Below are 24,232 nucleotides of genomic sequence, written 5' to 3'. Positions count from 1 at the left end.
CAAAAACTCGCCGTCAACGATCAAGTCGACGGCGAGCCTTGGGTCAGCCAAAGAAGCTTACATGCTGCTATAAAGCGGGAAGATCCCCATCAGCAGCGCGGCAACCAGGATGCACATGCACACCAGAATCGCCCATTTCAGGGTGAAGCGCTGGTGGTCACCGAACTCGATACCGGCCAGAGCCACCAGCAGGTAGGTCGAAGGCACCAACGGGCTGAGCAGGTGGACCGGCTGACCGACGATCGAGGCGCGGGCCATTTCCACCGGGCTGATGCCGTAGTGGGCAGCAGCTTCGGACAGCACTGGCAGTACGCCGTAGTAGAACGCGTCGTTGGACATGAAGAAGGTGAACGGCATGCTCACCAGCGCGGTGATCACGGCGAGGTACGGGCCCAGCGCATCCGGGATCACGGCCAGCAGGCTTTTCGACATCGCGTCGACCATGCCGGTGCCGGACAGGATGCCGGTGAAGATCCCCGCGGCGAAGATCAGGCCGACCACCGCCAGTACGCTACCGGCGTGGGCCGATACGCGGTCCTTTTGGTCCTGCAGGTTCGGGTAGTTGATGATCATCGCGATACTGAACGCGATCATGAACAGGACCGGCAGCGGCAGCAGGCCCATGATCAGGGCGACCATCAGTGCCAGAGTCAGGGCGGCGTTGAACCAGATCAGCTTTGGACGGCGCGCGTCAGGGAATTGCGAGACGCTGATTTCGCTGTGGTCGACTTCATCACCCTGCAGGTGCAGTTCACCCAGTCGGGCACGTTCGCGTTTGCCGTAGAAGTAGGCAATCGCCAGGATCGCGATCACACCTGCCAGCATGGCCGGGATCATCGGTACAAAGATGTCGGAGGCATCGACGTGCAGGGCGCTGGCCGCACGAGCGGTCGGGCCGCCCCAAGGGGTCATGTTCATCACGCCGCCGGCCAGAATGATCAGGCCGGCCATGATGCGCGGGCTCATGCCCACGCGGCTGTACAGCGGCAGCATGGCGGCAACGCAGATCATGTAGGTGGTCGCGCCGTCACCGTCGAGGGACACCACCAGCGCCAGCACGGCGGTGCCGACCGAAATGCGCATCGGGTCGCCCTTGACCATTTTCAGGATCTTGCGCACGGCCGGGTCGAAGAGGCCGGAGTCGATCATCAGCGCAAAGTACAGAATGGCGAACATCAGCATCACGCCGGTCGGCGCCAGCTTGGTGATACCTGCCAGCATCATCGGACCGATCTGCGACGCGAAGCCACCGAACAGGGCGAAGATGATCGGAACCAGGATCAAGGCGATCAGCGCAGTCAGGCGCTTGCTCATGATCAGGTACATGAACGCAATAACCATGGCAAAGCCAAGGAAAGTCAGCATGGGAATACTCCAGACGTCATACGGCTACAGAACGTGAAATGAACGAGTCAGCTCAGCAGATCGGTACGTGGAGTGGGGGCGCAAGGAGAGTGTGGAGCGAGAAGTCAGCAAGCATCGGAATCACCATTATTGTTGTTAATTGGGCCTGAAACACCTTGGAGTCCGTTCCTGGCTAACCGGTCTTTTTGCCGGAAGTGAGCTGATGCTAATTGGCCAAGCTTTCACCGAGCTTTCATTCGGCAGTTGCCGGAATTTTATTGTCACAGGGATTATGGGCATGAACGGGAGAAGCACGGATGAGCGATATACACTCGGGTGGCTGCCATTGCGGCGGGCTGTGTTACCAACCGGCTTCCATGGCTACGCCTGGATGAGCACCTGCCGGGGGTTGAAGGCGAGCCTTTCTAAGGCTCGAGGGGAGAGTGCCAAGGCCGGAGCCTTCGGCACTATTCGTACGTTACATCCGCAGGTTACTTGCTGAACTGTGACGCCAGTTCGCGCAGAAGCACCTCGGCCTCGAGCACCTTTTTCACCGATTCGTTGGCCTTGTCGCGGGTCAGGCCCAGGCGTTCGAACAGTTCGTCCGGGATATCCTGTTCGGGACCGGAGCCGATACCGTTGGCTCGCAGCAGGCGCACCGCCAGATAGACCAGGTTGGCATAGACGTGATGCTCACCCTTGTAGTGCGGGTCGTGCTGGAAGCGCAGCGCGATGGCGAGCTCATCCGGCATGTCCCAGTAGCGCATCAGCCACGCCCCGATCTGCTCGCGGCTGATGCCCAGCAGGTGCTGCTCGATAAAGCTGTGGTGCAAATGCGGGTTCACTTCCAGTTGGCGGCAAATCAGGGTGAAGTGCGGTGGAAACACGTGCGCCAGCAGCAGGTAACCGAAGTTGTGCAGCAAACCGGCGAGGTAGCTCAGGCCACCCTCCGGACGGCTGGCGCGCGGAATGGCGCGGGTCAGGCCTTCGATGACGGCAGCGGTGTAGATGGATTGCTGCCAGTACGGCGTGGTCTGTTGCGGCTGATCCTTGGGCAGGCTCAGGGTTTTACCCAATGCAAGGCCCAGCGCCAGATTGATCACCAGATCGAAGCCCAGTACACGGACGATTGCGTCTTCGACAGAGCGAATCTTGCCAGTCGACGCGTAATACGGCGAAGCGGCCCAGCTGACGACCTGAGCGGCCAGCGCAGGATCGGTTTCGACGACGCCGGTGATGTCATCGATGGTTGCGTCAGGGTCGACACGCAGTTTGATGATTTTCTGCGCAGTGCCGGCCAGCGGTGGAATCTCCAGAGTCGCTTCCAGGCGCTGCTGGATGCGGCGCGCCGTGAAGACATGCATGGCCTGGGTGATTTCTGCCGGATCGTCGTGAGGACGATCAAGATTGGGATGAATCTTCGCCAGCGGCTCGCCGAAGTTCGCCGCACTGGCCTTGTTCACCATGACTTTGAACGCATCATTGCTGATTTCCAGCAGCACGCCTGGCTCGCCCGAGCCCACCAGCAGCATGGGCTCGTCCAGCAGATGTTTGTCGTAAAGGCACGGTGAGCTAGTCAGTGCCGGGACCCCCGGCAGCACTTGCAGGTTGTGCTTGGTGAGCATGCGCTGCAAACGATCATGCGGCACAGCGGTCAGTTGGCGGCCGGTCAGCTCGGTGATGCGGGAGAGGTCGAGCAACTGGCTTTGCGGAAACAGGATAAGCAACGCACCGACAGCATCCTCGACCAGCACGGCCTGCACCTTGCGCGCTGGAGGGAGGGTCTTTTCGTCCACGACTTCGTTGTAGCTGATAGCCAATTTTTCAAGCAGCTGTCGGATTACCGGCGGCGCATGGTGCGGATCATTGACGTGGGCGACTTCTGTCATGAGCTATGTCCAAATTCCTACATTTTCTGAAGTATAACCACGTTATTCGATTTGGGTCGCACGCGGTTTATAAAGCGTAGCCTGCATCACACCTGGCCATACTGCTGGCCATGACGCAGCCATCTGTCGAGCAGGGGGCTGACATGTTGGGGCCAGCGCTCCAACAGGGCCTGAGCCGCGTCGCGTACGGCCGGCAGCAGATCCGCGTCACGCATCAGGTCGGCGACCTTGAATTGCAGAAGGCCCGTTTGTCGGGTGCCGAGCATCTCACCGGGGCCACGCAGTTCGAGGTCTTTTTCGGCGATGACGAAACCATCGTTGGTTTCGCGCATGATGCCCAGTCGTTGCCGTCCGATCTGTGAAAGCGGCGGATGGTAGAGCAGCACACAATGACTCACCGCGCTGCCGCGCCCGACGCGGCCGCGTAGCTGGTGCAGTTGCGCCAAGCCGAGGCGCTCGGGGTTCTCGATGATCATCAGACTGGAGTTCGGCACGTCGACACCGACTTCGATGACCGTCGTCGCCACCAGCAATTGCAGTGCACCCTGCTTGAACTCGGCCATGATCGCGGCTTTTTCTGCGGGCTTCATGCGCCCGTGAATCAGTCCGACGCGCACGTCACCCAACGCACTGCTCAATTCTTCGTACGTGGTTTCAGCGGCCTTGCAGGTCAGCTCTTCGGATTCTTCGATAAGCGTGCACACCCAATAGGCCTGGCGACCTTCTGCGCAGGCGGCGCGCACCCGCTCAACGACTTCCAGGCGGCGGCTATCGGCAACCAGCACGGTATTGACTGGCGTCCGGCCCGGCGGCAGTTCGTCGAGGATCGACGTGTCCAGATCGGCGTAGGCGCTCATGGCCAGCGTGCGCGGGATCGGTGTGGCAGTCATGATCAACTGATGCGGGCACATCAGACCGCCAACCCCTTTTTTGCGCAGCGCCAGGCGTTGCTGCACGCCGAACCGGTGTTGCTCGTCGATGATCACCAGCGCCAGGTTCTTGAACTGCACTTCGTCCTGAAACAGCGCATGGGTGCCGACCACCATGGGTGTGCCACCGGCGATCTGCTCCAGAGACGCGACGCGCGCCTTGCCCTTGAGCTTGCCCGCCAGCCATGCCACGCCCACGCCCAAGGGCTCGAGCCAGCGCTGGAAGTTGATGTAGTGCTGCTCGGCGAGAATCTCGGTGGGCGCCATCAGCGCCACTTGATAACCTGCTTCCAGTGCTTGCAAGGCTGCCAGCGCGGCGACCACGGTCTTGCCCGACCCCACATCGCCCTGAATAAGCCGCAGCATCGGTTCGGGCTGACTCAGGTCATAGGCCACTTCCTTGCCGACACGCTGCTGCGCGCCGGTGGGGGCAAAGCCGAGGTTGGCGAGAAACTGTTTCGGCAGCTTTTTCGCAACGGGTAATGCCGGTGCGCGCTGTGAACGCAGGCTTTCACGCAGGCGCTGCTGGGAAAGCTGGTGAGTCAGCAGTTCTTCGAACGCCAGCCGGTGCTGCGCCCAGTGATGCCCGAGGGCGAGCTCCTCCACGTCGGCATCGGCGGGTGGGTGATGCAGGTAACGGATCGCATCGTCCAGCGGCGCCAGCTGATAATCGCGGGCCAGTTCGTCAGGCAGCCAGTCCGGTAGACTTTTGGGGCCGAGCATCGCCAGGCTCTGCTGGCACAATTGGCGCAGACGTTGTTGGGTCAGGCCTTCGGTCGTCGGGTAGATCGGCGTGAGGGTCTGTTCGACAGGCGCGGGCTCATCACCGGTAATCGCCCGATATTCCGGGTGATAGATTTCCAGTCCGGAAGCACCGGGACGCGCTTCGCCGAAGCAACGCAGGTGCGTGCCACGCTTCATGCTTTCTTTCTGGGCGTTGCTGAAGTGGTAGAAGCGCAGGCTGACGACCCCGGTGCCGTCGCCCAGCCGTACCAGCAGACTGCGACGCTTGCCCATCACCACATCGGCACCGCTGACCACGCCTTCGATGACGGCATCCTGACCAGGACGCAACGCACCGATCGGTACGATGCGCGTGCGGTCCTGATAACGCAGCGGCAGATGGAACAGCACGTCCTGCAGGGTTTCCAGCCCGACCTTGGCCAGCTTTTCTGCCATCGCTTCGCCGACACCCTTGAGCGCCGTGACCGAGACCCTGGAAAGCTCGCTCATTTCTGTTCTGCCTAGCTAGCGACTGTTTTCGGACGTGCCACCGAGCACAGGCGTGCAGAGTCAGCGAGGATTTCGATGGCTTTGGGCCTCGGGAAGCTTGCACGCCAGGCGATGGCGACCGTGCGGAAAGGCACGGGCGGCGTCAGTGGGCGCACTTCGATCACGCCGGGCGCGTAGTGATGGCTGTCGACTGCCGACAGCGGCAGGATCGAAATGCCCAGCCCGGAGGCGACCATGTGCCGAATAGTTTCCAGCGAGCTGGACTCTACTGTCGTGTGCTTGGCACCTTCGTTGCCTTTGCCCAGCGTCGGGCAGGCCTCCAGAACCTGATCACGGAAGCAGTGACCTTCGCCCAGCAACAGCAGGCTCTTGTCGTTGAGCGCCGAGGCATCGATGGTCTCTTTCTGAGTCCAGGGATGGTCGGCCGGCATCAGGACAGAGAACGGTTCGTCGTAAAGCGGCAGGGTCAGTACGTCGGCTTCGTTGAACGGCAAGGCAATGATGACGGCATCCAGCTCACCGTTACGCAGCTTGTCGCGCAGCACATGCGTGAAGTTTTCCTCGATGTACAACGGCATCTGCGGGGCGACCCGGTGCAGTTGCGGGATCAGGTGAGGAAACAGGTAGGGACCGACGGTGTAGATCGCGCCGACTTTCAGCGGGGCGGTCAGCTGGTTCTTGCCGGCCTGGGCCAGCTCGCGAATACCCTGGGCCTGCTCCAGCACTTTCTGCGCCTGCGCAACGATGCCTTCACCGACCGGTGTCAGGCGCACAGCGCTCTTGCTGCGCTCGAAAATGAGCACGCCGAGTTCGTCTTCGAGTTTTTTGACACCCACCGACAGCGTTGGCTGGCTGACATGGCAGCGTTCCGCCGCATGGCCAAAGTGCTGCTCCTGGGCGAGCGTAACGATGTAGCGCAATTCTGTAAGAGTCATAACGTGCGTCCATGAAGTTGCGACCCCAGCATAGCGGGTGCGATCGATAGACGCACGTTATCAGAAGTACTTATGGGTAACAAAAGTACAATTCAGCGTTTATCCAGCGAATAAACGAACGGTGCGAGGATTTCAATGGTGCCGTTGTTGAGAATTTCCTTCGGCGGCTTGGGCAAAGGCTGAGCGCGACGGATCATTTCCATGGTCGCTCGATCCAGCGAAGGGCTGCCTGAACTATTGGCAATCGAGTAGGAAAGCACGTTGCCGTCAGCGTCCACCACAAAGCGCAAGCGAGCGACACCCTGCATGCCACGACGGCGTGCATCCTCAGGGTACTTCTTGTACTTGCTCAGATGACCGAGCAAATCGCCCTGCCAGTTCGGCAATGCGTTGCTGGGTGGCGAAGGTGCAGGAGCAGGCTTGGGAGCCACCGGCTTTTCCGGTTGCGCCGTGGTCGGCGGTGTATCGACCGGCTTTTCGTCAGCAGGCTTCTCCTTGGGCGGCTCAGGCTTCTTCTGCGGCTTTGGCGGCTGCGGTTTGGGCTTGGGCTTCTCGACCTTCTTGGGCACCACGATTTCCGGCTTCGGCGCCTGCACGACTTCCGGCACCGGTGTCGGCTCCTCCGGTGCTGGCGGCGGGGGCGGCTGAACGACCTTCGGTGGTGGCGGCGGTGCGGGCTCTGGCAGAGGCGCAAGCTCGACCATCATGGCTGCCGGTGGCAGCTCGATCGCCTGAGAGGCGGGCCAGCGAACGGCAATGATGATTGCGATGGCGTGCACGGCCAGCACCAACAACAGACTACCGCTATAGCGCGTCAGTTTTTGGCGCGTACTGATCATTTCTTACCAGCCGTCTCGAGACCTACCAGACCGACCTTCAGGTAACCCGCACCCCGAAGCGTGTTCATGACCTCCATCAGATCGCCGTAATCCACGCCCTTGTCGGCCTGGAAGAAGATCGTGGTGTCTTTCTTGCCCTTGGTGCGGGCGTCCAGCACCTGACCGATCTGCTCGCGGGCAACCTTCTCTTCGCCCAGGTACAGGCTCTTGTCGGTTTTCACGCTGAGAAAGATCGGCTTCTCGGGTCTGGGCTGCGGTGTGGCGGTAGACGCCGGTAGATCAACCTTGATGTCTACGGTCGCCAGCGGCGCAGCCACCATGAAGATGATCAACAGCACCAGCATGACGTCGATGAACGGCGTCACGTTGATTTCATGGTTCTCGGCGAGATCGTCGCCGCCTTCATTAAGATGCAGGCCCACGTGTTAGCCCACCTTGACCATGTGCGGTTGTTGTTGATTGCGCTCGGACGGCTCAGGCAGATGATCCAGATCGCGGCTGACCAGCAGCAGAACGTGTGCCGAGGCATCGGACACCTGAGCCTTGTAACCGGCGATGGAGCGGGCGAAGACGTTGTAGATCACCACTGCAGGGATCGCAGCGACCAGGCCCAGGGCAGTGGCCAGAAGGGCTTCGGCGATGCCGGGGGCGACCACGGCGAGGTTGGTGGTCTGGGTCTTGGCGATGCCGATGAAGCTGTTCATGATGCCCCATACCGTACCGAACAGGCCCACGAACGGCGCAGTCGAACCGATGGTCGCCAGCACGCCGGTGCCCATGCTCATGTTGCGGCCACAGGCGGCGACCAGGCGCTCGAGACGGAAGCTGACACGCTCCTTGATCCCTTCACGCTCACGGCTGTTGGCCGAAAGGCGCATCTCCTCGAGGGCGTCATGCACCAGCAGGTGGGCGAGGGTGCCTTCCTTGCTGGCGGTGGCGCTCGCTTCAGTCAGGGAGCGGGCTTTTTTCAGATTAACGATTTCGCCGCGCAACCGGCGCTTGGCACCCAGCAGCTCGAAACCCTTGGAGATCCAGATGGTCCACGTAATGATCGAGGCAATGGCCAGACCGATCATGACCGCTTTGACCACGACGTCGGCATTCTGATACATGCCCCACGGCGACAGGTCATGCGCCATGCCCAGGCTGTTGTCTTCGGCGACAGGCTCCATGGCCTGCACCGGGGCTGCTGCGTCAGGTGCAGCAGGTGCCGTTGCCGCAGGTGCGCTTGAGGTCGCAGGGGCCGCGGTCGGAGCCGACTGATCCGCAAGTGCCATGGGGACGAACATCAGGCTCAAGACAAGGGCTGCGATACCGCGCCATGCACGAGGCAGGCGAGGCATCTGGGTAGGCGAAGCGATTGATTGAATGCGTTTCATGCTGGCCGGACCTGAGAGGAAAAAGGGGATGGTTCCAGTGCGTCGCGTGATGCTGTCGGCGCTTACGGGGAACGAATGGGCCGCCATTATTGCAAATCGTTCTTGTTAACAAAAGTAATACAGTATCTTTTTTTACATATTCGCCCGAACGCTTGCCTGTCGATGAGCGTTTTTAACGATACTGACACTGCCTTTTCTGGAGATACCGAATGACAGCTCCCTCACTTCTGATCGCCGGCTGTGGCGACATTGGTTCGCGACTCGCTAACCGCCTGCTGCCTCACGGCTGGACCGTGCATGGGCTGCGGCGCACTGTTTCCGAGCTTCCTGCCGGTGTTCACGGTGTGGCGGGCGATCTGTTCGAGACGCCAAAACCTGCGCACTGGCCAGCTGCGGCACTGGATTATGTGGTGTATTGCGCGACCCCCTCGCAGCGTGACGAAGCGGGTTACCGGATGGCTTACGTCGAGGGGCTGCGTAACGTATTGAGCTGGCTCGAGCAGTCCGGGCAGCGGCCAAAGCGCTTGATCTTTGTTTCAAGCAGCGGTGTTTATGGTCAGCAGAATGGTGAGTGGGTGGATGAAACCTCCGCCACCGAGCCCGGCAACTACACCGGCACGGTGATGCTGGAAGCCGAGCAGGTCGCGCTGAACAGCGGACTGCCGGCCACGGCGGTGAGATTGACCGGTATTTACGGCCCAGGCCGCAGTGACCTGTCGAACCGCGTTCGTCAGGGGCACAGCGTGAGGATCGATCCGCCGGTCTACGCCAATCGCATTCATGCCGACGATGCGGCCGGTCTGCTCGGGCACCTGCTGCTGGCGGATCAACGCGGCGTTGCGCTGGAGAGTTGCTATCTGGGCGTCGACGACGATCCGGCCGCGCTGGCCGATGTGGTGGCGTGGATACGTGAGTATCTGGGGGTGACCGAGTGGTCGGAGGAGGTCAGCGTGCAGCGCGTGGGCAGCAAGCGTTGCAGTAATGCCAGGGCGCGAGCATTGGGATGGGCGCCGATGTACCCGGATTATCGGGCGGGCTATGCGGCGTTGCTGGGCTAGAACGGTGGTTGATCAGGAGCGCCGTGAAGAGCGCTCCTGATACCTGAATCGCTTACTGCTGTTCGAGCAACCAGCGACGTGGGCCGGGACGCAGCTCGGGCATCTGGTCGGCGCCAGCGTTGTTCACCGCCTGGAATATCTCCAGCTGCTTGCCTTTGCGGGCGAAAATCCACGGGTTGCCTTTCTCGGCTTTCTCCAGCCACATGCTGTCGTATTCGCCGCTCATGGCTGCACAATCGCCTGCCAGGCAGAGCGCGTAACGATCGTTTTCCGGAAGCCCCTGCACACTGCCGTCAGGCATGAATTGCACGGTGCTGCCCTGACCGTCGCCCTCTACGACCGTCCATTTGCCGCCCATGTAGGCGCCATACAGCGCTTTCTCGAAGCTGCTGCCTGGCTGAGCGCCGTCCGGAGCCGGATCTTCGGGTTTCTGGAAGTGCTGTTCAGGGCCTGACTCGCTGGCCGCCTGGACCAGTTCGTCACCCTTGACGCTCAGGTCTTCGAAGAAGTTGCCGTAGAAATCGACATGCAGCTTGCCTTCGGCAGCGCTGACGATCTTGCCTTCGCCTAGCTCGAAGCCATTGGAGTAAATGGCCTGATTGGCCTTGGAGTTGATTTTCCACTCCAGGTTGGGACCATTGGCGAGGAGGGCCTGGCGCAAGTTGCCTTGCTTGACGGCGGCGTCGATGGCGGTCTGGTTGATCCAGGTGCCGTCCGGATTGCGGTCGGCGTGGCTGGCGCAGCCGCCCATAATGACGGCGAGCAGCGAGATGGCGAGCGCGGAGCGCATAACGGATTCCTTCCTTCAGGGAGAACGGAGCGCAAGGCACGCTCCGTCGGGGATTTATTCGATGACGAGAATCGCGTCCATTTCAACCTGGGCGCCACGCGGCAATGCCGCAACGCCGATGGCCGCACGGGCCGGATAAGGCTGAGTGAAATAGGTGCTCATGAGCTCGTTGACCTTGGCGAAGTGGCCCAGGTCGGTCAGAAAGATGTTCAATTTGACGATGTCCTTGAACGATCCGCCCGCCGCTTCGGCAACCGACTTGAGGTTTTCGAAAACCTGAGTGATCTGGGCTTCGATGCCTTCAACCAGTTCCATGGTGCTCGGGTCCAACGGGATCTGTCCAGACATGTAGACGGTATTGCCAGCTTTGATGGCCTGTGAGTAAGGGCCGATGGCCGCAGGGGCTTTATCGCTGGTGATGACAGTCTTGGTCATGAGAACTCCTGATAGTGGGATGGCCTACGCGCGCATCCGGGTGATGCGTGTGACACCGGTCAGGGCGCGCAGTTTCTTGATCACACGAGCCAGGTGCACGCGGTCGTGCACGCTGACCACCAGTTGGACCACGCTGATGCGACCATCGCGTTCGTCCATGCTGATTTTTTCGATATTGCCGTCCGCCGCGTTGACGCTGCTTGCCAGCAGCGCGATCAGGCCGCGCTGATGCTCAAGTTCGACACGCAGCTCGACGTTGAATTCGCCAGTCACGTCCTTGGCCCAGGATAACTGGATGCATTTTTCCGGGTTGTGGCGGATTTCGCTGATGTTGCGGCAGTTGTCCAGGTGCACAACCATGCCCTTGCCTGCAGACAGGTGGCCGACAATCGGGTCGCCCGGGATCGGTGTGCAGCACTTGGCGTAGCTGAGCACCAGGCCTTCGGTGCCACGAATCGCCAGCGGACCTTCAGGGCTCGGCAACTGATCGCCTTCGCCCAGCAGGCGGCGGGCAACGACATAAGCCATGCGGTTACCCAGGCCAATGTCTTCGAGCAGGTCTTCCAGCACTTCGACACGGTATTCGTTGAGCACCAGTTGAATGCGTTCCTGGCTGATCTTGTCGAGGCTGCATTCAAAGCCGTTGAGGACCTTGTTCAGCAGTCGCTCGCCCAGATTGATCGACTCGGAGCGGCGTTGCAGCTTGAGTGCGTGACGAATATGGGTGCGCGCCTTGCCGGTGACGACGAAGTTCAGCCAGGCCGGATTCGGACGTGCGCCGGGTGCGCTGACAATCTCGACCGTCGAGCCACTTTGCAGCGGTTCGGAAAGCGGTGCCAAGCGGCGGTTGATCCGGCAGGCAATGCAGCTGTTGCCGACATCGGTGTGTACCGCGTAGGCGAAATCCACTGCCGTAGAGCCTTTGGGCAGCTCCATGATCCGGCCTTTGGGGGTGAAAACGTAGACTTCGTCCGGGAACAGGTCGATCTTGACGCTTTCGATGAATTCCAGAGAGTTGCCGGCGCGCTGCTGCATTTCCAGTACGCCCTTGACCCACTGTCGGGCACGAGCGTGAGTGCCCTTGGGCTGCTCATCGTCACTGGACTTGTACAGCCAGTGCGCCGCGATGCCGTTGTTGGCCATTTCTTCCATTTCGCGGGTGCGAATCTGGATCTCGATAGGCACGCCATGCATCCCGAACAGCGTCGTGTGCAGGGACTGATAGCCGTTGGCCTTGGGTATCGCGATGTAATCCTTGAATCGGCCGGGCAGCGGCTTGTACAAATTATGTACAGCGCCAAGCACGCGATAGCAGGTGTCGACCTTGTCGACGATGATGCGGAACGCGTAGACATCCATGATCTCGTTGAAGGCGCGACGCTTGCCGCGCATCTTCTTGTAGATGCCATACAGATGTTTCTGCCGCCCACTGACGTCGCCTTCGATGCCATCGACGGCCAGACAATGACTCAGGGACTCTTCGATCTTGTTGACCAGTTCCTTGCGATTGCCCCTGGCGCGCTTGACCGCCTGGTTGATTCGCGAGGAGCGCATCGGGTACATCGCCTTGAAGCCCAGGTCCTCGAATTCGATACGCACACTGTGCATGCCCAGCCGATTGGCGATGGGCGCATAGATTTCGAGGGTTTCCTTGGCGATGCGCCGACGCTTTTCGCCAGACAGGACTTCCAGCGTGCGCATGTTGTGCAGGCGGTCGGCGAGCTTGACCAGAATGACGCGAATGTCGCGCGCCATGGCCATGGCCATTTTCTGGAAGTTTTCCGCCTGGGCTTCGGCCTTGGTCTCGAAATTCATCTGGGTCAGTTTGCTGACCCCATCGACCAGTTCCGCGACGGTCTCGCCAAATTGGGCGCTGAGCGCTTCCTTGGCAATCCCGGTGTCTTCGATGACGTCATGCAGCATCGCAGCCATCAGGCTCTGATGGTCCATGTGCATGTCGGCAAGAATGTTCGCCACCGCAAGGGGATGGGTGACGTAGGCTTCACCGCTGCGACGGCGTTGGCCATCGTGGGCTTGTTCGGCGTAGAAATACGCTCGGCGGACCAGATTGACCTGGTCCTTGCCGAGGTAGGCCGACAGTCTGTCGGCGAGGGCGTCTATGCTCGGCAAGGCGCTACCCCTTGCCAATGGCTTTTACCCTGCGCCGTACTACGTCGACCTGGCATAGGCTTAGACGGCCTCGTTGGACTCGTCCTCGAACGCTGCGAACAATGGCTCATCTTCAACGATTTCAGCTTCTGCGATTACAGAGTAATCCATTACGCCAGCGGCGATTTCACGCAGGGCCATAACGGTAGGCTTGTCGTTTTCCCAGGCCAGCTTTGGTTCTTTGCCGCCGGTTGCCAGTTGACGGGCACGCTTGGTAGAGAGCATGACCAGCTCAAAGCGGTTATCCACGTGTTCTAGGCAGTCTTCAACGGTTACGCGGGCCATGGGTATTCCTCGTAGCAAATGCGGATGCGCGATGCCCGGATGGGCGAGCGGACTCGGTAGTTTACAAGCGGACAGCACCAGTCATCAAGCGGCATGCCACCAACGGCATGCTTTTAACCTGTTGCCTGATGGCTGGAAACGTTTCGATCAAGCCAGCAACTCCTGAAAAAGCTCGCTGTATTGCTCTTGCTGATGCTGTTGAGTGAGGCGATTGGCGCGGAAAATCGCCTTGAGGTCTTCCAGCGCGCCGGCGAAGTCATCATTGACCACTACGTACTCATACTCGTTGTAGTGGCTCATTTCGCTGACCGCTTCACGCATCCGGGCTTCGATGATCTCGTCGCTGTCCTGGCCGCGGTTGGTCAGGCGCTGGCGCAGGGCCTGCTGAGTCGGCGGCAAAATGAATATGGAGCGGGCCTGGGGCATCTGCGCACGAACCTGACGCGCACCCTGCCAGTCGATTTCCAGAATCAGGTCGTGGCCTTCGTCCAGCGTCTGCTGCAGGTGGCTCTGCGACGTGCCGTACAGGTTGCCGAAGACCTCGGCCTGCTCGAGAAAGTCGCCGTGCTCGATCATGCTCAGGAACGTGGCACGATCGACGAAGTTGTAGTTCACGCCGTCCACTTCACCGGGGCGCATGGCGCGTGTGGTGTGCGAGACAGAGACGCGAATCTTTGCCTGCGCGCCGTGCTGAGGCTCTTGCTGAGCGTCCATCAGCGCCTTGACCAGACTGGTCTTGCCCGCACCGGACGGAGCGGAAATGATGTACAGGGTGCCAGTGATATGGGTCATGTCAGGTTCAGCCTTACTCAATATTCTGCACTTGCTCACGCATCTGCTCGATCAACACTTTAAGGTTGACGGCGGCCTGCGTGCTGCGTGGGTCAAAGGCCTTGGAGCCCAGTGTATTAGCTTCGCGGTTAAGCTCTTGCATCAGGAAATCAAGGCGGCGTCCTGCCTGGCCGCCAGCCTTGAGTACGCGACGCACTTCGGTGACGTGTGTGCTGAGGCGGTCCAGTTCTTCGGCGACGTCGCTTTTCTGTGCCAGCAGGACCATTTCCTGCTCCAGACGCTGAGGGTCGAGTTCGGCTTTCATGTCGGCAAAGCGATCCAGCACCTTCTGACGCTGGGTTGCGAGCATCTGTGGCACCAGCGTGCGCAAGGTGGCGACTTCTTCGACGATGGAAGACAAGCGCTCGTCGAGCAGCCGCGCCAGGTCTGCACCTTCGCGCCCGCGGCCGCGTTTCAATTCGGTCAGCGCATCATTGAACAGCTTCAGGGCCTCGGTGTTCAACACCTGCGGATCGTTGGCATCGGCGACCAGCACGCCCGGCCATGCCAACACCTCGAGCGGGTTCAATGCAGCAGGCTGTTTGATCAAGCCGGCAACCGACTCGGCTGCGGCGATCAATTGGCCTGCGCGTTCAAGATCCACCTGCAGCGGCTTGCCGGCGGTTTCCTCGACAAAGCGCAGTGTGCACTCGACCTTGCCGCGCGACAGGCCCTGACGCAATGCTTCGCGAATCGCGCCTTCCAGATCGCGGAACGACTCCGGCAGGCGCAGGTGCGGCTCAAGATAGCGGTGGTTGACCGAGCGCAGTTCCCAGCTCAGTGTGCCCTGGGCACCGGCCCGCTCTACTCGGGCAAAGGCAGTCATACTGTGCACCATGGGAAATACCTCTTGGTTCGCTTTCAAAAGCGTGGTTCGGTTCATGAGCGCGCAGAAGTGGCGGTCATGGGCGTCGTGAAAGCCGGCTGGCTGTAGAGGCGCAGGATTGTAGCGCAGTGCGGCGCAGGCTCCCAATCCGACAGTGTGACAAGTGACGCAAGGCGTTGTTTTAACCGACATCTGCGCGTCGAAAGCCTTGGTCCAGGGCCTTCAATTGTCGCTGGATCGGCATTGGCGGCTTTTAGAGATGCCCAGCGGCAGCTGTGACCTCTATAATGCCCAGCAGTTTTCCGTCTCAGTACAGGTATCCCAGATGAAACGTCCAAGTGGTCGCGCCGCCGATCAGCTCCGCTCGATCCGCATCACCCGCAACTACACCAAACACGCCGAGGGTTCTGTACTGGTCGAGTTTGGTGATACCAAGGTGATTTGCACCGTCAGCGTCGAAAACGGCGTACCACGCTTTCTCAAAGGGCAGGGCCAGGGTTGGCTGACCGCCGAATACGGCATGCTGCCACGCGCTACCGGCGAGCGTAATCAGCGCGAAGCCAGCCGCGGCAAGCAGGGTGGTCGCACACTCGAAATCCAGCGCCTGATCGGTCGTTCGCTGCGCGCTGCGCTGGACATGTCCAAGTTGGGCGACGTTACCCTATACGTCGATTGCGATGTCATTCAGGCTGACGGTGGCACTCGTACGGCTTCTATTACCGGCGCGATGGTTGCTCTGGCGGATGCGCTGAAGGTGATCAAGAAGCGCGGCGGCCTGAAAGGCGGCGACCCGCTCAAGCAGATGATCGCGGCCGTTTCGGTCGGCATGTATCAGGGTGAGCCAGTGCTCGACCTGGACTACCTCGAAGACTCGGCTGCCGAAACCGACCTGAACGTGGTCATGACCAGTGCAGGCGGCTTCATTGAAGTACAGGGCACTGCCGAAGGCGCGCCATTCCAGCCTGAAGAGCTGAACGCGATGCTCGCGCTGGCGCAAAAAGGCATGACCGAGCTGTTTGAATTGCAGCGCGCCGCGTTGGCCGACTGATAGCCAGAAGGGGTCCGATAATGAGTGACAGCTTGCAACCGTTCAGCAAACCGCCGCAAAGCGCTCGCCAGTGGGCGATGTTCTGTCACTTGTCGGCGTTTGCCGGGCTGATGTTTCCGTTCGGCAATCTGCTGGGCCCGCTGATTATCTGGCAATTGAAGAAAGATGCCGATCCGTTTATCGACGCGCAAGGCAAGGAAGCGCTGAACTTTCAGATCACGGTCGCCATTGCGGCCACCGTCAGCATGTTGCTGGTGCTGCTGATCATCGGCTTTGCGTTACTGACGCTGGTGGGGATCGGAGCCGCAGTGCTTGCGATCATTGCCGGGATAAAAGCCAATGACGGCGTCGATTATCGCTATCCGTTCACCTTGCGCCTGATCAAGTAGCATCACTTCAGGCAACGCAAAAAGCCGACTTCAAGTCGGCTTTTTCGTGTTCGCTGTCTGCCTGGCTATCAGATAGTCAGGGTCCAGTCGTAATCCACGATCAGCGGCGCGTGCTGCGAGAAGCGCGGCTGGCGTGGCAGACGGGCGCTGCGCACGAAGCGGCGCAGGCCTGGGGTCAGGATCTGATAATCGAAGCGCCAACCCAGATTCAGCATCTCGGCCTGCTCGTTGTCCGGCCACCAGCTGTACTGGTCACCTTCACGGCTGACTTCACGCAGGGCATCGACGTAGCCCATGGTGCCGACGATCTCGTCCATCCAGGCGCGCTCGGGCGCGAGAAAGCCCGGCGACTGCTGGCTGTCGCGCCAGTTTTTGATATCGAGCTTCTGCTGCGCCACATAGAGCGATCCGCAGTAGATGTATTCGCGACGCTTGCGGCGCTGCTTGTCCATGTACTTGCCGAAATCGTCCATGAGCTTGAATTTCTGATTCAGGTCTTCATCGCCATTCATCCCCGACGGAAAGAGCAGGGTAGCGATACTGACCTTGTCGAAATCTGCTTGCAGGTAGCGCCCGTAGCGGTCGGCTGTCTCGAAGCCGAGGCCGCTGATTACCGCCTTCGGCTGCAACCGCGAATACAGCGCCACACCACCTTGAGCGGGAACCTCGGCTTCGCAGGCATAGAGGAAGTAACCATCCAGCTGAAAGGCTGGATCGTCCAGTTCAAAGGTGGAGGCGCGGGTGTCCTGTAAGCAGATGACGTCGGCATTCTGAGCTTGCAGCCAGCTGAGCAAACCACGCTCGACCGCAGCCTGAATGCCATTTACGTTCACACTGATGATCCGCATAAATGGCCCCAAAAATCACGTGCGTGTATGATACCCGAGCTCTACCTAATTAGCTAAATCCGTGGTATTCGGAGCTTTTTTCATGCAAGCGTATCAACGCGATTTCATTCGTTTTGCCATCGATCGCGGTGTTCTGCGCTTCGGTGAGTTCACTCTCAAGTCCGGGCGCACCAGCCCCTACTTCTTCAATGCGGGGCTGTTCAACACCGGTTCCGCACTGGCACAGCTGGGGCGTTTCTACGCGGCAGCCGTGGTTGAAAGCGGTATTGCCTTCGACGTTCTTTTCGGTCCGGCCTACAAGGGCATTCCGCTCGCATCGGCCACTGCTGTGGCGCTGGCCGAGCATCATGACCGTGATCTGCCGTGGTGTTTCAACCGCAAGGAAGCCAAGGCGCACGGCGAAGGCGGCAGTCTGGTGGGTTCCCCGCTGACCGGTAACGTGCTGATCATCGACGACGTGATCACTGCAGGTACTGCGATCCGTGAGGTCATGCAGATCATCAAGGACCAGGACGCGACAGCTGCGGGCGTGCTGATCGCGCTCAATCGCCAGGAGCGTGGCAATGGCGAGCTGTCGGCAATTCAGGAAGTCGAACGTGACTTCGGGATTCCGGTGGTGAGTATCGTGTCGCTGAATCAGGTGCTCGAGTTCCTGGCCGACGATCCGCAACTCAAGCAGCATCTGCCTGCTGTCGAAGCCTATCGCGCGCAATTCGGAATCTGAGGACGTGCCTATGGCAGTCGGCGGCAGGTCTTGGCGATCGGTTTCAGGCGCGCTGAGCGGTTTTCGGGCCTTGCTGGCTGTGGTCATGCTTGCGCCCATGCTCGCCCAAGCGGCCGACGCACCTGAGCCACGGCTTTATCGCTACGTCGACAGCCGCGGGGTGACGGTGATCGACACGCAAGGCGTGCCGCCCGACTACGTTGCCAAAGGCTATGAAGTGCTCAACAGTCGTGGTCGGGTGGTTCAGGTCGTACCGCCTGCGCCAACGGCCGAGCAGATTCGCCAGTCCGAGGCAGACAAACGCCAGGCCGCCGCCGATGCACAACTACTGAGCCTGTACAGCAGCGTCGCTGAAGTGGACCGCATGAAGGCCCGCAAACTGGCCGAGCTGGACGCGCTGGTTGGCGTTGCCCAGGGTAACATTCAGGGGCTGGCGGCGCAGCAGCGCAGTCTGCAAGGCCAGGCCGCCGACCTTGAGCGCGCAGGACGACCGGTCCAGCAGGCACTTGTCGATCAACTGAACGATTTGCGCGATCAGCAGCAGAAACTGCAAGCCGATATCGCCGGGTATCAGGCCGCACGCATAAAGGCCGAAGCAGACTTCGCCGTCGACCGCGCCCGCGTCCAGCGCCTGACTCAATGACCGGACGCAGAGCGTCCAGAGCGGCGTGCCCGCGCGGAGCACTCAATGTTATACATAAGCCTTGAAGAGCCCGGGAAACGTGACTTTCGGGCTTCTGCCCTAAGTGCGTGAGAGTGACCGGGCGGCGATCCGCATGCTCACGAATAGCAGGGTTCAGACGCCCCATTTTCAGGGGCTCTACTGGCCTCTTCGCGAGCAAGCTCGCTCCCAAGGCCAGCGGCCAGAATCAAGAGCAGACTTGTGTATAACGCTGAGCGCGGAGCATGGACACAATAGTGTTCTCGATCATCAGCCAACAAAAAGGCCCCGTGAGGGTTAGCTCACGGGGCCTTTGGGTGTTGCGTCTGAATCAGTGCCGCTTGCGGTTGGTGATCTGAGTACCTACACCGCTGTCGGTGAAGATCTCCAGCAAGACCGCGTTGGGCACTCGACCGTCGATGATGTGCGAGCTGTTGACGCCGCCCTGAACCGCTTCCAGCGCGCAACGAATCTTCGGCAGCATGCCGCCGTAGATGGTGCCGTCGGCGATCAGGCCGTCGACCTGCTCGGTGGTCAGTCCGGTCAGGACTTCGCCCTGCTTGTTCATCAGGCCGGCGATGTTGGTCAGCAGAATCAGCTTCTCGGCCTTGAGGGCTTCGGCAACCTTGCCTGCGACCAGGTCGGCGTTGATGTTGTACGACTCGCCGTCCGGGCCCACGCCGATAGGCGCGATGACCGGAATGAAATCCCCTTTGACCAGCATGTTGAGCAGCCCGGTGTTGACCCCGACCACTTCACCGACCTGACCGATGTCGATGATTTCGGGCTTGGTCATTTCCGGCGTCTGGCGCGTGACGGTGAGCTTCTTCGCACGAATCAGCTCAGCGTCCTTGCCGGTCAGGCCGATCGCGCTGCCGCCGTGACGGTTGATCAGGTTGACGATGTCCTTGTTGACCTGGCCGCCCAGTACCATCTCCACGACATCCATGGTTTGCGCATCGGTAACCCGCATGCCGTCGATGAAGTGGCTCTCGATGGACAGACGCTTGAGCAGATCACCGATCTGCGGCCCGCCGCCGTGAACCACCACCGGGTTGATGCCCACCGCCTTCATCAACACGATGTCGCGCGCAAAGCCGGTTTTCAGCTCTTCGCTCTCCATGGCGTTGCCGCCGTACTTGATAACCAGCGTCTTGCCGACAAAGCGGCGAATGTAAGGCAGCGCTTCGGAAAGGACCTTGGCTACATTAGAGGCGGCATCGCGTTCGAGGGTCATTCAGGGCTCCAGTCAAAAGGAAAAACAATCAAAATGGCAGGTCGAGGTCCGGCGCAACTTTCTTGAGTTCTGCGTGGAACACGTCCTTGATACGCTGCAATTCGGCCTCGGTTTCGGCTTCAAAACGCAGCACCAGCACCGGCGTGGTATTGGAGGCACGAACCAGACCCCAGCCCTTCGGATAGTCCACACGGACACCGTCGATGGTGGTCAGTTTGGCATCGCCCCACTGCGCATCCGTTTCAAGGGCCTTGATGATGCTGAACTTGGTGACATCCGTCACCTTGATGTTGATTTCAGGCGTCGAAATATCGTTCGGGAAGGTCTCGAACAGGTCTTCGGCATTGGCCTTTTCCTGGCTGAGGATCTCCAGCAGGCGTGCTGCGCTGTAGATGCCATCATCGAAACCGAACCAGCGTTCCTTGAAGAAGATGTGGCCGCTCATTTCGCCTGCCAGCAGCGCACCGCTTTTCTTCATTTCTTTTTTGATCAGCGAGTGACCGGTTTTCCACATCACCGGACGACCGCCATGTTCGCTGATCAGCGGAGTCAGGCGGCGTGTGCATTTCACGTCGAAAATGATGTCGGCACCCGGATTGCGCTTGAGCACGTCCAGCGCGAACAGCATCAACAGACGGTCCGGGTACACCACGTTGCCAGCGTTGGTCACGACACCGACACGGTCGCCGTCACCGTCGAACGCCAGGCCCAGGTCGGCACCGGTTTCCTTGACCTTGGCAATCAGGTCCTGCAGGTTTTCCAGCTTGCCCGGATCCGGGTGGTGGTTGGGGAAGTTGCCGTCCACTTCCGCGAACAGGGAGATCACTTCACAGCCCAGCGCTTCGATCAGTTGCGGAGCGATCACGCCTGCCGCGCCATTGCCGCAGTCGACCACGACCTTCAGCTTGCGCGCCATGACGATGTCATTCTTGATCTGCTGGAAGTAGCGATCAAGGATGTCGACTTTGGTGATGCTGCCTTTCTGCGACGTCAGGTTGTTGGTCTTGATGCGCTCGTGCAGTGCCTGGATCTGCTCGTTGGCGAGGGTGTCGCCGGCGATGACGATCTTGAAGCCGTTGTAGTCCTTTGGGTTGTGGCTGCCGGTCAGCATGACGCCGGTCTTGCCGGCCAGCACGTTGGCTGCGTAATACAGCGCAGGCGTTGGCACCAGGCCCACATCGCTGACGTGGCAGCCGCTGTCGTGCAGACCTTGAATCAGTTGCTCTACCAGTTCAGGGCCGGAAAGGCGACCGTCGCGGCCAACGCTGACGTTGGGTTCGTTCTGCGCCAGGCTTTCAGAGCCAATGGCGCGGCCGATCCAGTAAGCCGTTTCAGCGTTGAGGGTGTCCCCGACCACGCCACGAATGTCGTAGGCACGGAAAATAGTCTCGGGAAGGTTGGGTGCCACGGATGCTGGGCTGTTCATAGCGAGGTTATGCTCCGATCTCAGGAAGTCCTGGTTTTCGTCGAGAAGGTCGATATCAAGGATATCGGTATCTTGAAACAGCGGATCGGTCCAGTCGGTGCGTGATGCAGCCACGGTGGACGAAGCACTGCCTTTGGCAATATCTGCATCGCGCTGCTCGCCCGCCGCCAGGACAGGCGCTGCCTGAGGCTGACTACGAAGCGAGACACGAGCAAGTGCCTGAGCCAGACCACTAAGGGCCGGGAGGCTCAAACCGAAGGGTTTGACGGCTTTTCCGCGTGAGAGTTCTTGGAGCAGCTGATCCAGTTGCCGTGCGTCGGCGCAAATACGCTTCTGCAGGGCCCGTTCATTGCGGTGCAAGCCAAGCAGCACACCCGCTGCAGCGATAATCAATGCCAGCAGCATAAGCATCACGGACGGAGAGGTTTTCAGCCCGGGACCGGGCGTGAACTCGAGTTTCCAGCCTGGATAACCGGTATCGAAGGCCTGGGCTTTGCCGTCATCGGCCTGACCGCGCTGCAGGAAAACCTGAGCAGGCCCGCTGCCGAATTGCTGGCTTAGCACCACTTGCCCGGCATCGGCAGGCAGCGTCGGCAAGGCATTGAGCAAGCGCTGCAGGTCAAAGGCCAGCAGCAATGTACCCATCACCGGCTGAGTGGCAGTGGCACGCACCGGTGCGGCGCTGTAGATCAACCAGCGCTCGCCGACCTTGCGCGCCTCCGGGGCGACCGTCTCACCTTGTGCGGCCTTGTTGAGCATGTCCAGGGTGGCGAAACTGACGGGCAGTGCGCCTTGCGTGTCCACATCGGCCAGCCCCTTGGAGTACAGCCGAGCGCCTGCAAGGCCGTCCCAACGGGTAAATCGCTCCTGAGCGGCCAGCAGGGCAGCGGCGTCATTACTCTGAAGCGTCTGCACAAGAGCTGCACCGGAGGCTGCCGACTGGGTGTCCGCGTTGATCTGATGCAGCGCCAGACCCACCGCTGCTGCCTGACTGCCGCCCCAGGCCTGAACAAGCTGGTCCTGTTGCTGCGGACCGGTGGCCAGAGCTGTCCAGACCAGTGCCGCAGCAATCAGCAGGCCGATGGCGGCAGGCACCAGGCCCGGCGCGAGTCCTTTGAGGCTCGCAGCCGGAGGCGAGTTATCGGCGGGTATGGCGTGCTGTGAAGCGCTGTGCTGACTACCTTTCACCGACCTCTCCCTGAGTCTTGTCCCGAACCCGGATTATGTGCCGAATGGCGATCAATGACTGCCGGAATGACCGAAGCCGCCAGCGCCACGCTGACTTTCGTCGAACGCTTCAACCAGCTCGAAATGCGCCTGTACGACCGGCACCAGGACCAATTGGGCGATGCGCTCGCCGACGGCGATGTTGAAGGCAGCCTGGCCGCGGTTCCAGCAGGAGACCATCAGTTCGCCCTGATAATCGGAGTCGATCAGGCCCACCAGATTGCCCAGCACGATGCCGTGTTTGTGGCCCAGGCCGGAGCGCGGCAGGATCAGCGCAGCAAGGCCCGGATCGCCAATGTAAATCGACAGGCCGGTAGGGATCAGCAGGGTCTGCCCCGGTTCGAGGACCGTGTCCTCCTTGAGCATGGCGCGCAGGTCCAGGCCAGCCGAGCCGACAGTGGCGTAGGCCGGCAGCGGGAATTCGTTGCCAATGCGAGGGTCGAGGATCTTGGCTTGTAGAGCGTGCATTCGTAGTTAAACCTGATTCATGCGGTCGGCGATAAAAGTGACCAGCTGGCGGGCAATCTTGGCCTTGCTGGTCTGGGCAAAAAGCGTTGCGTGCAACGCCCGGTCAATCACGCTGCAGGCGTTTTCCTCGCTGTTGAAGCCGATACTCGGGTTGGCGACATCGTTGGCGACAATCAGGTCGAGGTTCTTGTCCTTGAGCTTGCGGGCAGCGTAGTCGAGCAGGTGTTCGGTCTCGGCGGCAAAGCCGACACTGAAGGGGCGATCAGGGCGGGTTGCGATGGTCGCCAGAATATCCGGATTGCGCACCATCTGCAGCAACAAGCCGTCACCGTTCGAAGGATCTTTCTTCAACTTGTGCGGGGCAACGACTTCCGGACGGTAGTCAGCCACGGCTGCAGAAGCGATGAACAGGTCGCAGGGGATGGCCGCCTCGCACGCTGCCAGCATGTCGCGGGCGCTGACCACGTCGATGCGCGAGACGCGATCAGGCGTAGGCAGGTTGACCGGCCCGGTGATCAACGTGACGCGAGCGCCGGCCTCCACAGCCGCTTCGGCCAGAGCAAAGCCCATTTTTCCCGAGCTGTGGTTGGTGATGTAGCGCACCGGGTCGATGTTTTCCTGGGTCGGGCCTGCGGTGATCAGCACATGCTTGCCGGTCAGCGTCAGGCGCTGGAAGCAGTCGGCCGCGCACTGGGCCAGGTCGTCGGCCTCCAGCATGCGCCCGAAGCCGACATCGCCACACGCCTGACTGCCGGACGCCGGCCCGAACACACGAAAATCGCGCTCTTCGAGCAGACGGGTATTGGCCTGCACCGAGGCGTCACGCCACATTGCCTGGTTCATCGCCGGGGCGATGGCGACAGTCGCGTCGGTGGCCAGCACGATAGTGGTCAGCAGGTCGTTGGCGATGCCTTGCGCCAGGCGCGCGATGAGGTCGGCGGTGGCCGGTGCGATGAGGATCAGATCGGCCCACTTGGCCAGTTCGATATGGCCCATCGCGGCCTCGGCGGCCGGGTCGAGAAGGTCCAGGTGCACCGGGTGCCCGGACAGGGCCTGCATGGTCAGCGGGGTGATGAACTCTGCACCGCCCCGGGTCATGACTACACGCACTTCAGCGCCCTGATCGCGCAGGCGGCGGACCAGCTCAGCGCCCTTGTAGGCCGCGATGCCGCCGCCGACGCCAAGAACGATGCGTTTTCGATACAGCCGCTGCATAGACCTGCCTTTTTGGTCAAGTGAACACACAACGGCCATGACGCCTC

Annotated in this window: 23 protein-coding genes; 5 read left to right on the top strand and 18 right to left on the bottom strand. The window is 60.6% G+C overall.

The annotated features are described in order from the left end of the window. Nucleotides 1-57: 57 nt before the first annotated feature. The 7 genes from BT119_RS07080 to exbB all read right to left on the bottom strand — a co-directional run bounded on the left by BT119_RS07080 (nucleotide 58) and on the right by exbB (nucleotide 8,548). On the bottom strand, nucleotides 58-1,365 hold the full coding sequence (locus tag BT119_RS07080; protein WP_003432156.1) for a CitMHS family transporter: 1,308 nt from the start codon (nucleotides 1,363-1,365) through the stop codon (nucleotides 58-60). Between the two features lie 470 nt (nucleotides 1,366-1,835). Next, nucleotides 1,836-3,233, bottom strand: a complete 1,398-nt coding sequence (locus tag BT119_RS07075) for an aminoacyl-tRNA deacylase and HDOD domain-containing protein (protein WP_003432160.1) — start codon at nucleotides 3,231-3,233, stop codon at nucleotides 1,836-1,838. Between the two features lie 86 nt (nucleotides 3,234-3,319). After that, nucleotides 3,320-5,395: an ATP-dependent DNA helicase RecG gene (gene recG, locus BT119_RS07070; protein ID WP_003367498.1), complete on the bottom strand. Its 2,076-nt coding sequence runs from the start codon at nucleotides 5,393-5,395 to the stop codon at nucleotides 3,320-3,322. A gap of 11 nt (nucleotides 5,396-5,406) precedes the next feature. Further along, nucleotides 5,407-6,330 carry a hydrogen peroxide-inducible genes activator gene (locus BT119_RS07065; RefSeq protein WP_002551493.1) on the bottom strand — a complete coding sequence of 308 codons (924 nt, stop codon included), beginning with the start codon at nucleotides 6,328-6,330 and terminating at the stop codon, nucleotides 5,407-5,409. Nucleotides 6,331-6,422: 92 nt separating this feature from the next. Then, entirely contained in the window at nucleotides 6,423-7,169 is a 747-nt protein-coding gene (locus BT119_RS07060) for an energy transducer TonB (RefSeq protein ID WP_054081208.1), read from the bottom strand. Beyond that, a complete protein-coding gene (gene exbD, locus BT119_RS07055) occupies nucleotides 7,166-7,591 on the bottom strand; it encodes a TonB system transport protein ExbD (RefSeq protein WP_002551495.1) in 426 nt (141 codons plus the stop codon). Before exbD ends, BT119_RS07060 begins: the two co-directional genes overlap by 4 nt. Before the next feature lie 3 nt (nucleotides 7,592-7,594). Then, nucleotides 7,595-8,548, bottom strand: a complete 954-nt coding sequence (gene exbB, locus BT119_RS07050; RefSeq protein WP_003367491.1) for a tonB-system energizer ExbB — start codon at nucleotides 8,546-8,548, stop codon at nucleotides 7,595-7,597. A gap of 209 nt (nucleotides 8,549-8,757) precedes the next feature. On the opposite strand from exbB, the gene BT119_RS07045 reads away from it, so the two are divergent. Further along, nucleotides 8,758-9,606: an NAD-dependent epimerase/dehydratase family protein gene (locus BT119_RS07045; RefSeq protein WP_072365188.1), complete on the top strand. Its 849-nt coding sequence runs from the start codon at nucleotides 8,758-8,760 to the stop codon at nucleotides 9,604-9,606. A 52-nt stretch (nucleotides 9,607-9,658) separates the two neighbouring features. On the opposite strand, the gene BT119_RS07040 is transcribed toward BT119_RS07045, so the two are convergent. The 6 genes from BT119_RS07040 to BT119_RS07015 all read right to left on the bottom strand — a co-directional run bounded on the left by BT119_RS07040 (nucleotide 9,659) and on the right by BT119_RS07015 (nucleotide 14,954). Further along, nucleotides 9,659-10,396 (bottom strand): lipoprotein, encoded by a 738-nt coding sequence (locus BT119_RS07040; RefSeq protein WP_003432171.1) that lies wholly within the window; start codon nucleotides 10,394-10,396, stop codon nucleotides 9,659-9,661. A 54-nt stretch (nucleotides 10,397-10,450) separates the two neighbouring features. Further along, nucleotides 10,451-10,831, bottom strand: coding sequence for a RidA family protein (locus tag BT119_RS07035; protein WP_003367486.1), 381 nt, complete (start codon nucleotides 10,829-10,831; stop codon nucleotides 10,451-10,453). A gap of 24 nt (nucleotides 10,832-10,855) precedes the next feature. Further along, nucleotides 10,856-12,961, bottom strand: coding sequence for a bifunctional GTP diphosphokinase/guanosine-3',5'-bis pyrophosphate 3'-pyrophosphohydrolase (gene spoT / locus BT119_RS07030; protein ID WP_003367484.1), 2,106 nt, complete (start codon nucleotides 12,959-12,961; stop codon nucleotides 10,856-10,858). A 60-nt stretch (nucleotides 12,962-13,021) separates the two neighbouring features. Next, nucleotides 13,022-13,285 (bottom strand): DNA-directed RNA polymerase subunit omega, encoded by a 264-nt coding sequence (gene rpoZ / locus BT119_RS07025; RefSeq protein ID WP_003320174.1) that lies wholly within the window; start codon nucleotides 13,283-13,285, stop codon nucleotides 13,022-13,024. A gap of 147 nt (nucleotides 13,286-13,432) precedes the next feature. Further along, on the bottom strand, nucleotides 13,433-14,077 hold the full coding sequence (gene gmk / locus BT119_RS07020) for a guanylate kinase (RefSeq protein ID WP_003344442.1): 645 nt from the start codon (nucleotides 14,075-14,077) through the stop codon (nucleotides 13,433-13,435). A gap of 13 nt (nucleotides 14,078-14,090) precedes the next feature. Continuing rightward, on the bottom strand, nucleotides 14,091-14,954 hold the full coding sequence (locus BT119_RS07015; protein ID WP_003432173.1) for a YicC/YloC family endoribonuclease: 864 nt from the start codon (nucleotides 14,952-14,954) through the stop codon (nucleotides 14,091-14,093). Nucleotides 14,955-15,267: 313 nt separating this feature from the next. On the opposite strand from BT119_RS07015, the gene rph reads away from it, so the two are divergent. Then, nucleotides 15,268-15,990, top strand: coding sequence for a ribonuclease PH (rph, locus tag BT119_RS07010; protein WP_003313989.1), 723 nt, complete (start codon nucleotides 15,268-15,270; stop codon nucleotides 15,988-15,990). A gap of 20 nt (nucleotides 15,991-16,010) precedes the next feature. After that, entirely contained in the window at nucleotides 16,011-16,379 is a 369-nt protein-coding gene (locus BT119_RS07005) for a DUF4870 domain-containing protein (protein ID WP_003367477.1), read from the top strand. Nucleotides 16,380-16,447: 68 nt separating this feature from the next. Here the strand turns inward: BT119_RS07005 and BT119_RS07000 are convergent, their stop codons facing one another. Next, nucleotides 16,448-17,227, bottom strand: coding sequence for an exodeoxyribonuclease III (locus BT119_RS07000; RefSeq protein ID WP_002551505.1), 780 nt, complete (start codon nucleotides 17,225-17,227; stop codon nucleotides 16,448-16,450). An 82-nt stretch (nucleotides 17,228-17,309) separates the two neighbouring features. On the opposite strand from BT119_RS07000, the gene pyrE reads away from it, so the two are divergent. Together pyrE and BT119_RS06990 are read left to right on the top strand one after the other, a co-directional pair. Next, entirely contained in the window at nucleotides 17,310-17,951 is a 642-nt protein-coding gene (gene pyrE, locus BT119_RS06995) for an orotate phosphoribosyltransferase (RefSeq protein WP_002551506.1), read from the top strand. Between the two features lie 10 nt (nucleotides 17,952-17,961). Beyond that, nucleotides 17,962-18,594 (top strand): hypothetical protein, encoded by a 633-nt coding sequence (locus tag BT119_RS06990; protein WP_003432178.1) that lies wholly within the window; start codon nucleotides 17,962-17,964, stop codon nucleotides 18,592-18,594. A gap of 349 nt (nucleotides 18,595-18,943) precedes the next feature. On the opposite strand, the gene argB is transcribed toward BT119_RS06990, so the two are convergent. The 4 genes from argB to coaBC are packed head-to-tail and all read right to left on the bottom strand — an operon-like array spanning nucleotide 18,944 to nucleotide 24,185. Beyond that, entirely contained in the window at nucleotides 18,944-19,849 is a 906-nt protein-coding gene (argB, locus tag BT119_RS06985; RefSeq protein ID WP_002551508.1) for an acetylglutamate kinase, read from the bottom strand. A 28-nt stretch (nucleotides 19,850-19,877) separates the two neighbouring features. Continuing rightward, nucleotides 19,878-22,463 carry a phosphomannomutase/phosphoglucomutase gene (locus BT119_RS27730; protein WP_032609272.1) on the bottom strand — a complete coding sequence of 862 codons (2,586 nt, stop codon included), beginning with the start codon at nucleotides 22,461-22,463 and terminating at the stop codon, nucleotides 19,878-19,880. A 51-nt stretch (nucleotides 22,464-22,514) separates the two neighbouring features. Beyond that, a complete protein-coding gene (gene dut / locus BT119_RS06975) occupies nucleotides 22,515-22,970 on the bottom strand; it encodes a dUTP diphosphatase (RefSeq protein WP_003367474.1) in 456 nt (151 codons plus the stop codon). 6 nt (nucleotides 22,971-22,976) lie between these two features. Beyond that, nucleotides 22,977-24,185, bottom strand: coding sequence for a bifunctional phosphopantothenoylcysteine decarboxylase/phosphopantothenate--cysteine ligase CoaBC (gene coaBC / locus BT119_RS06970; RefSeq protein WP_003367473.1), 1,209 nt, complete (start codon nucleotides 24,183-24,185; stop codon nucleotides 22,977-22,979). Nucleotides 24,186-24,232 lie beyond the last annotated feature (47 nt).

The sequence above is a fragment of the Pseudomonas sp. NFACC10-1 genome (assembly GCF_900119195.1).
In the GTDB taxonomy this organism is placed as follows: Bacteria; Pseudomonadota; Gammaproteobacteria; order Pseudomonadales; family Pseudomonadaceae; genus Aquipseudomonas; species Aquipseudomonas cerasi.
This window is presented reverse-complemented; position numbering and strand designations above follow the sequence as displayed.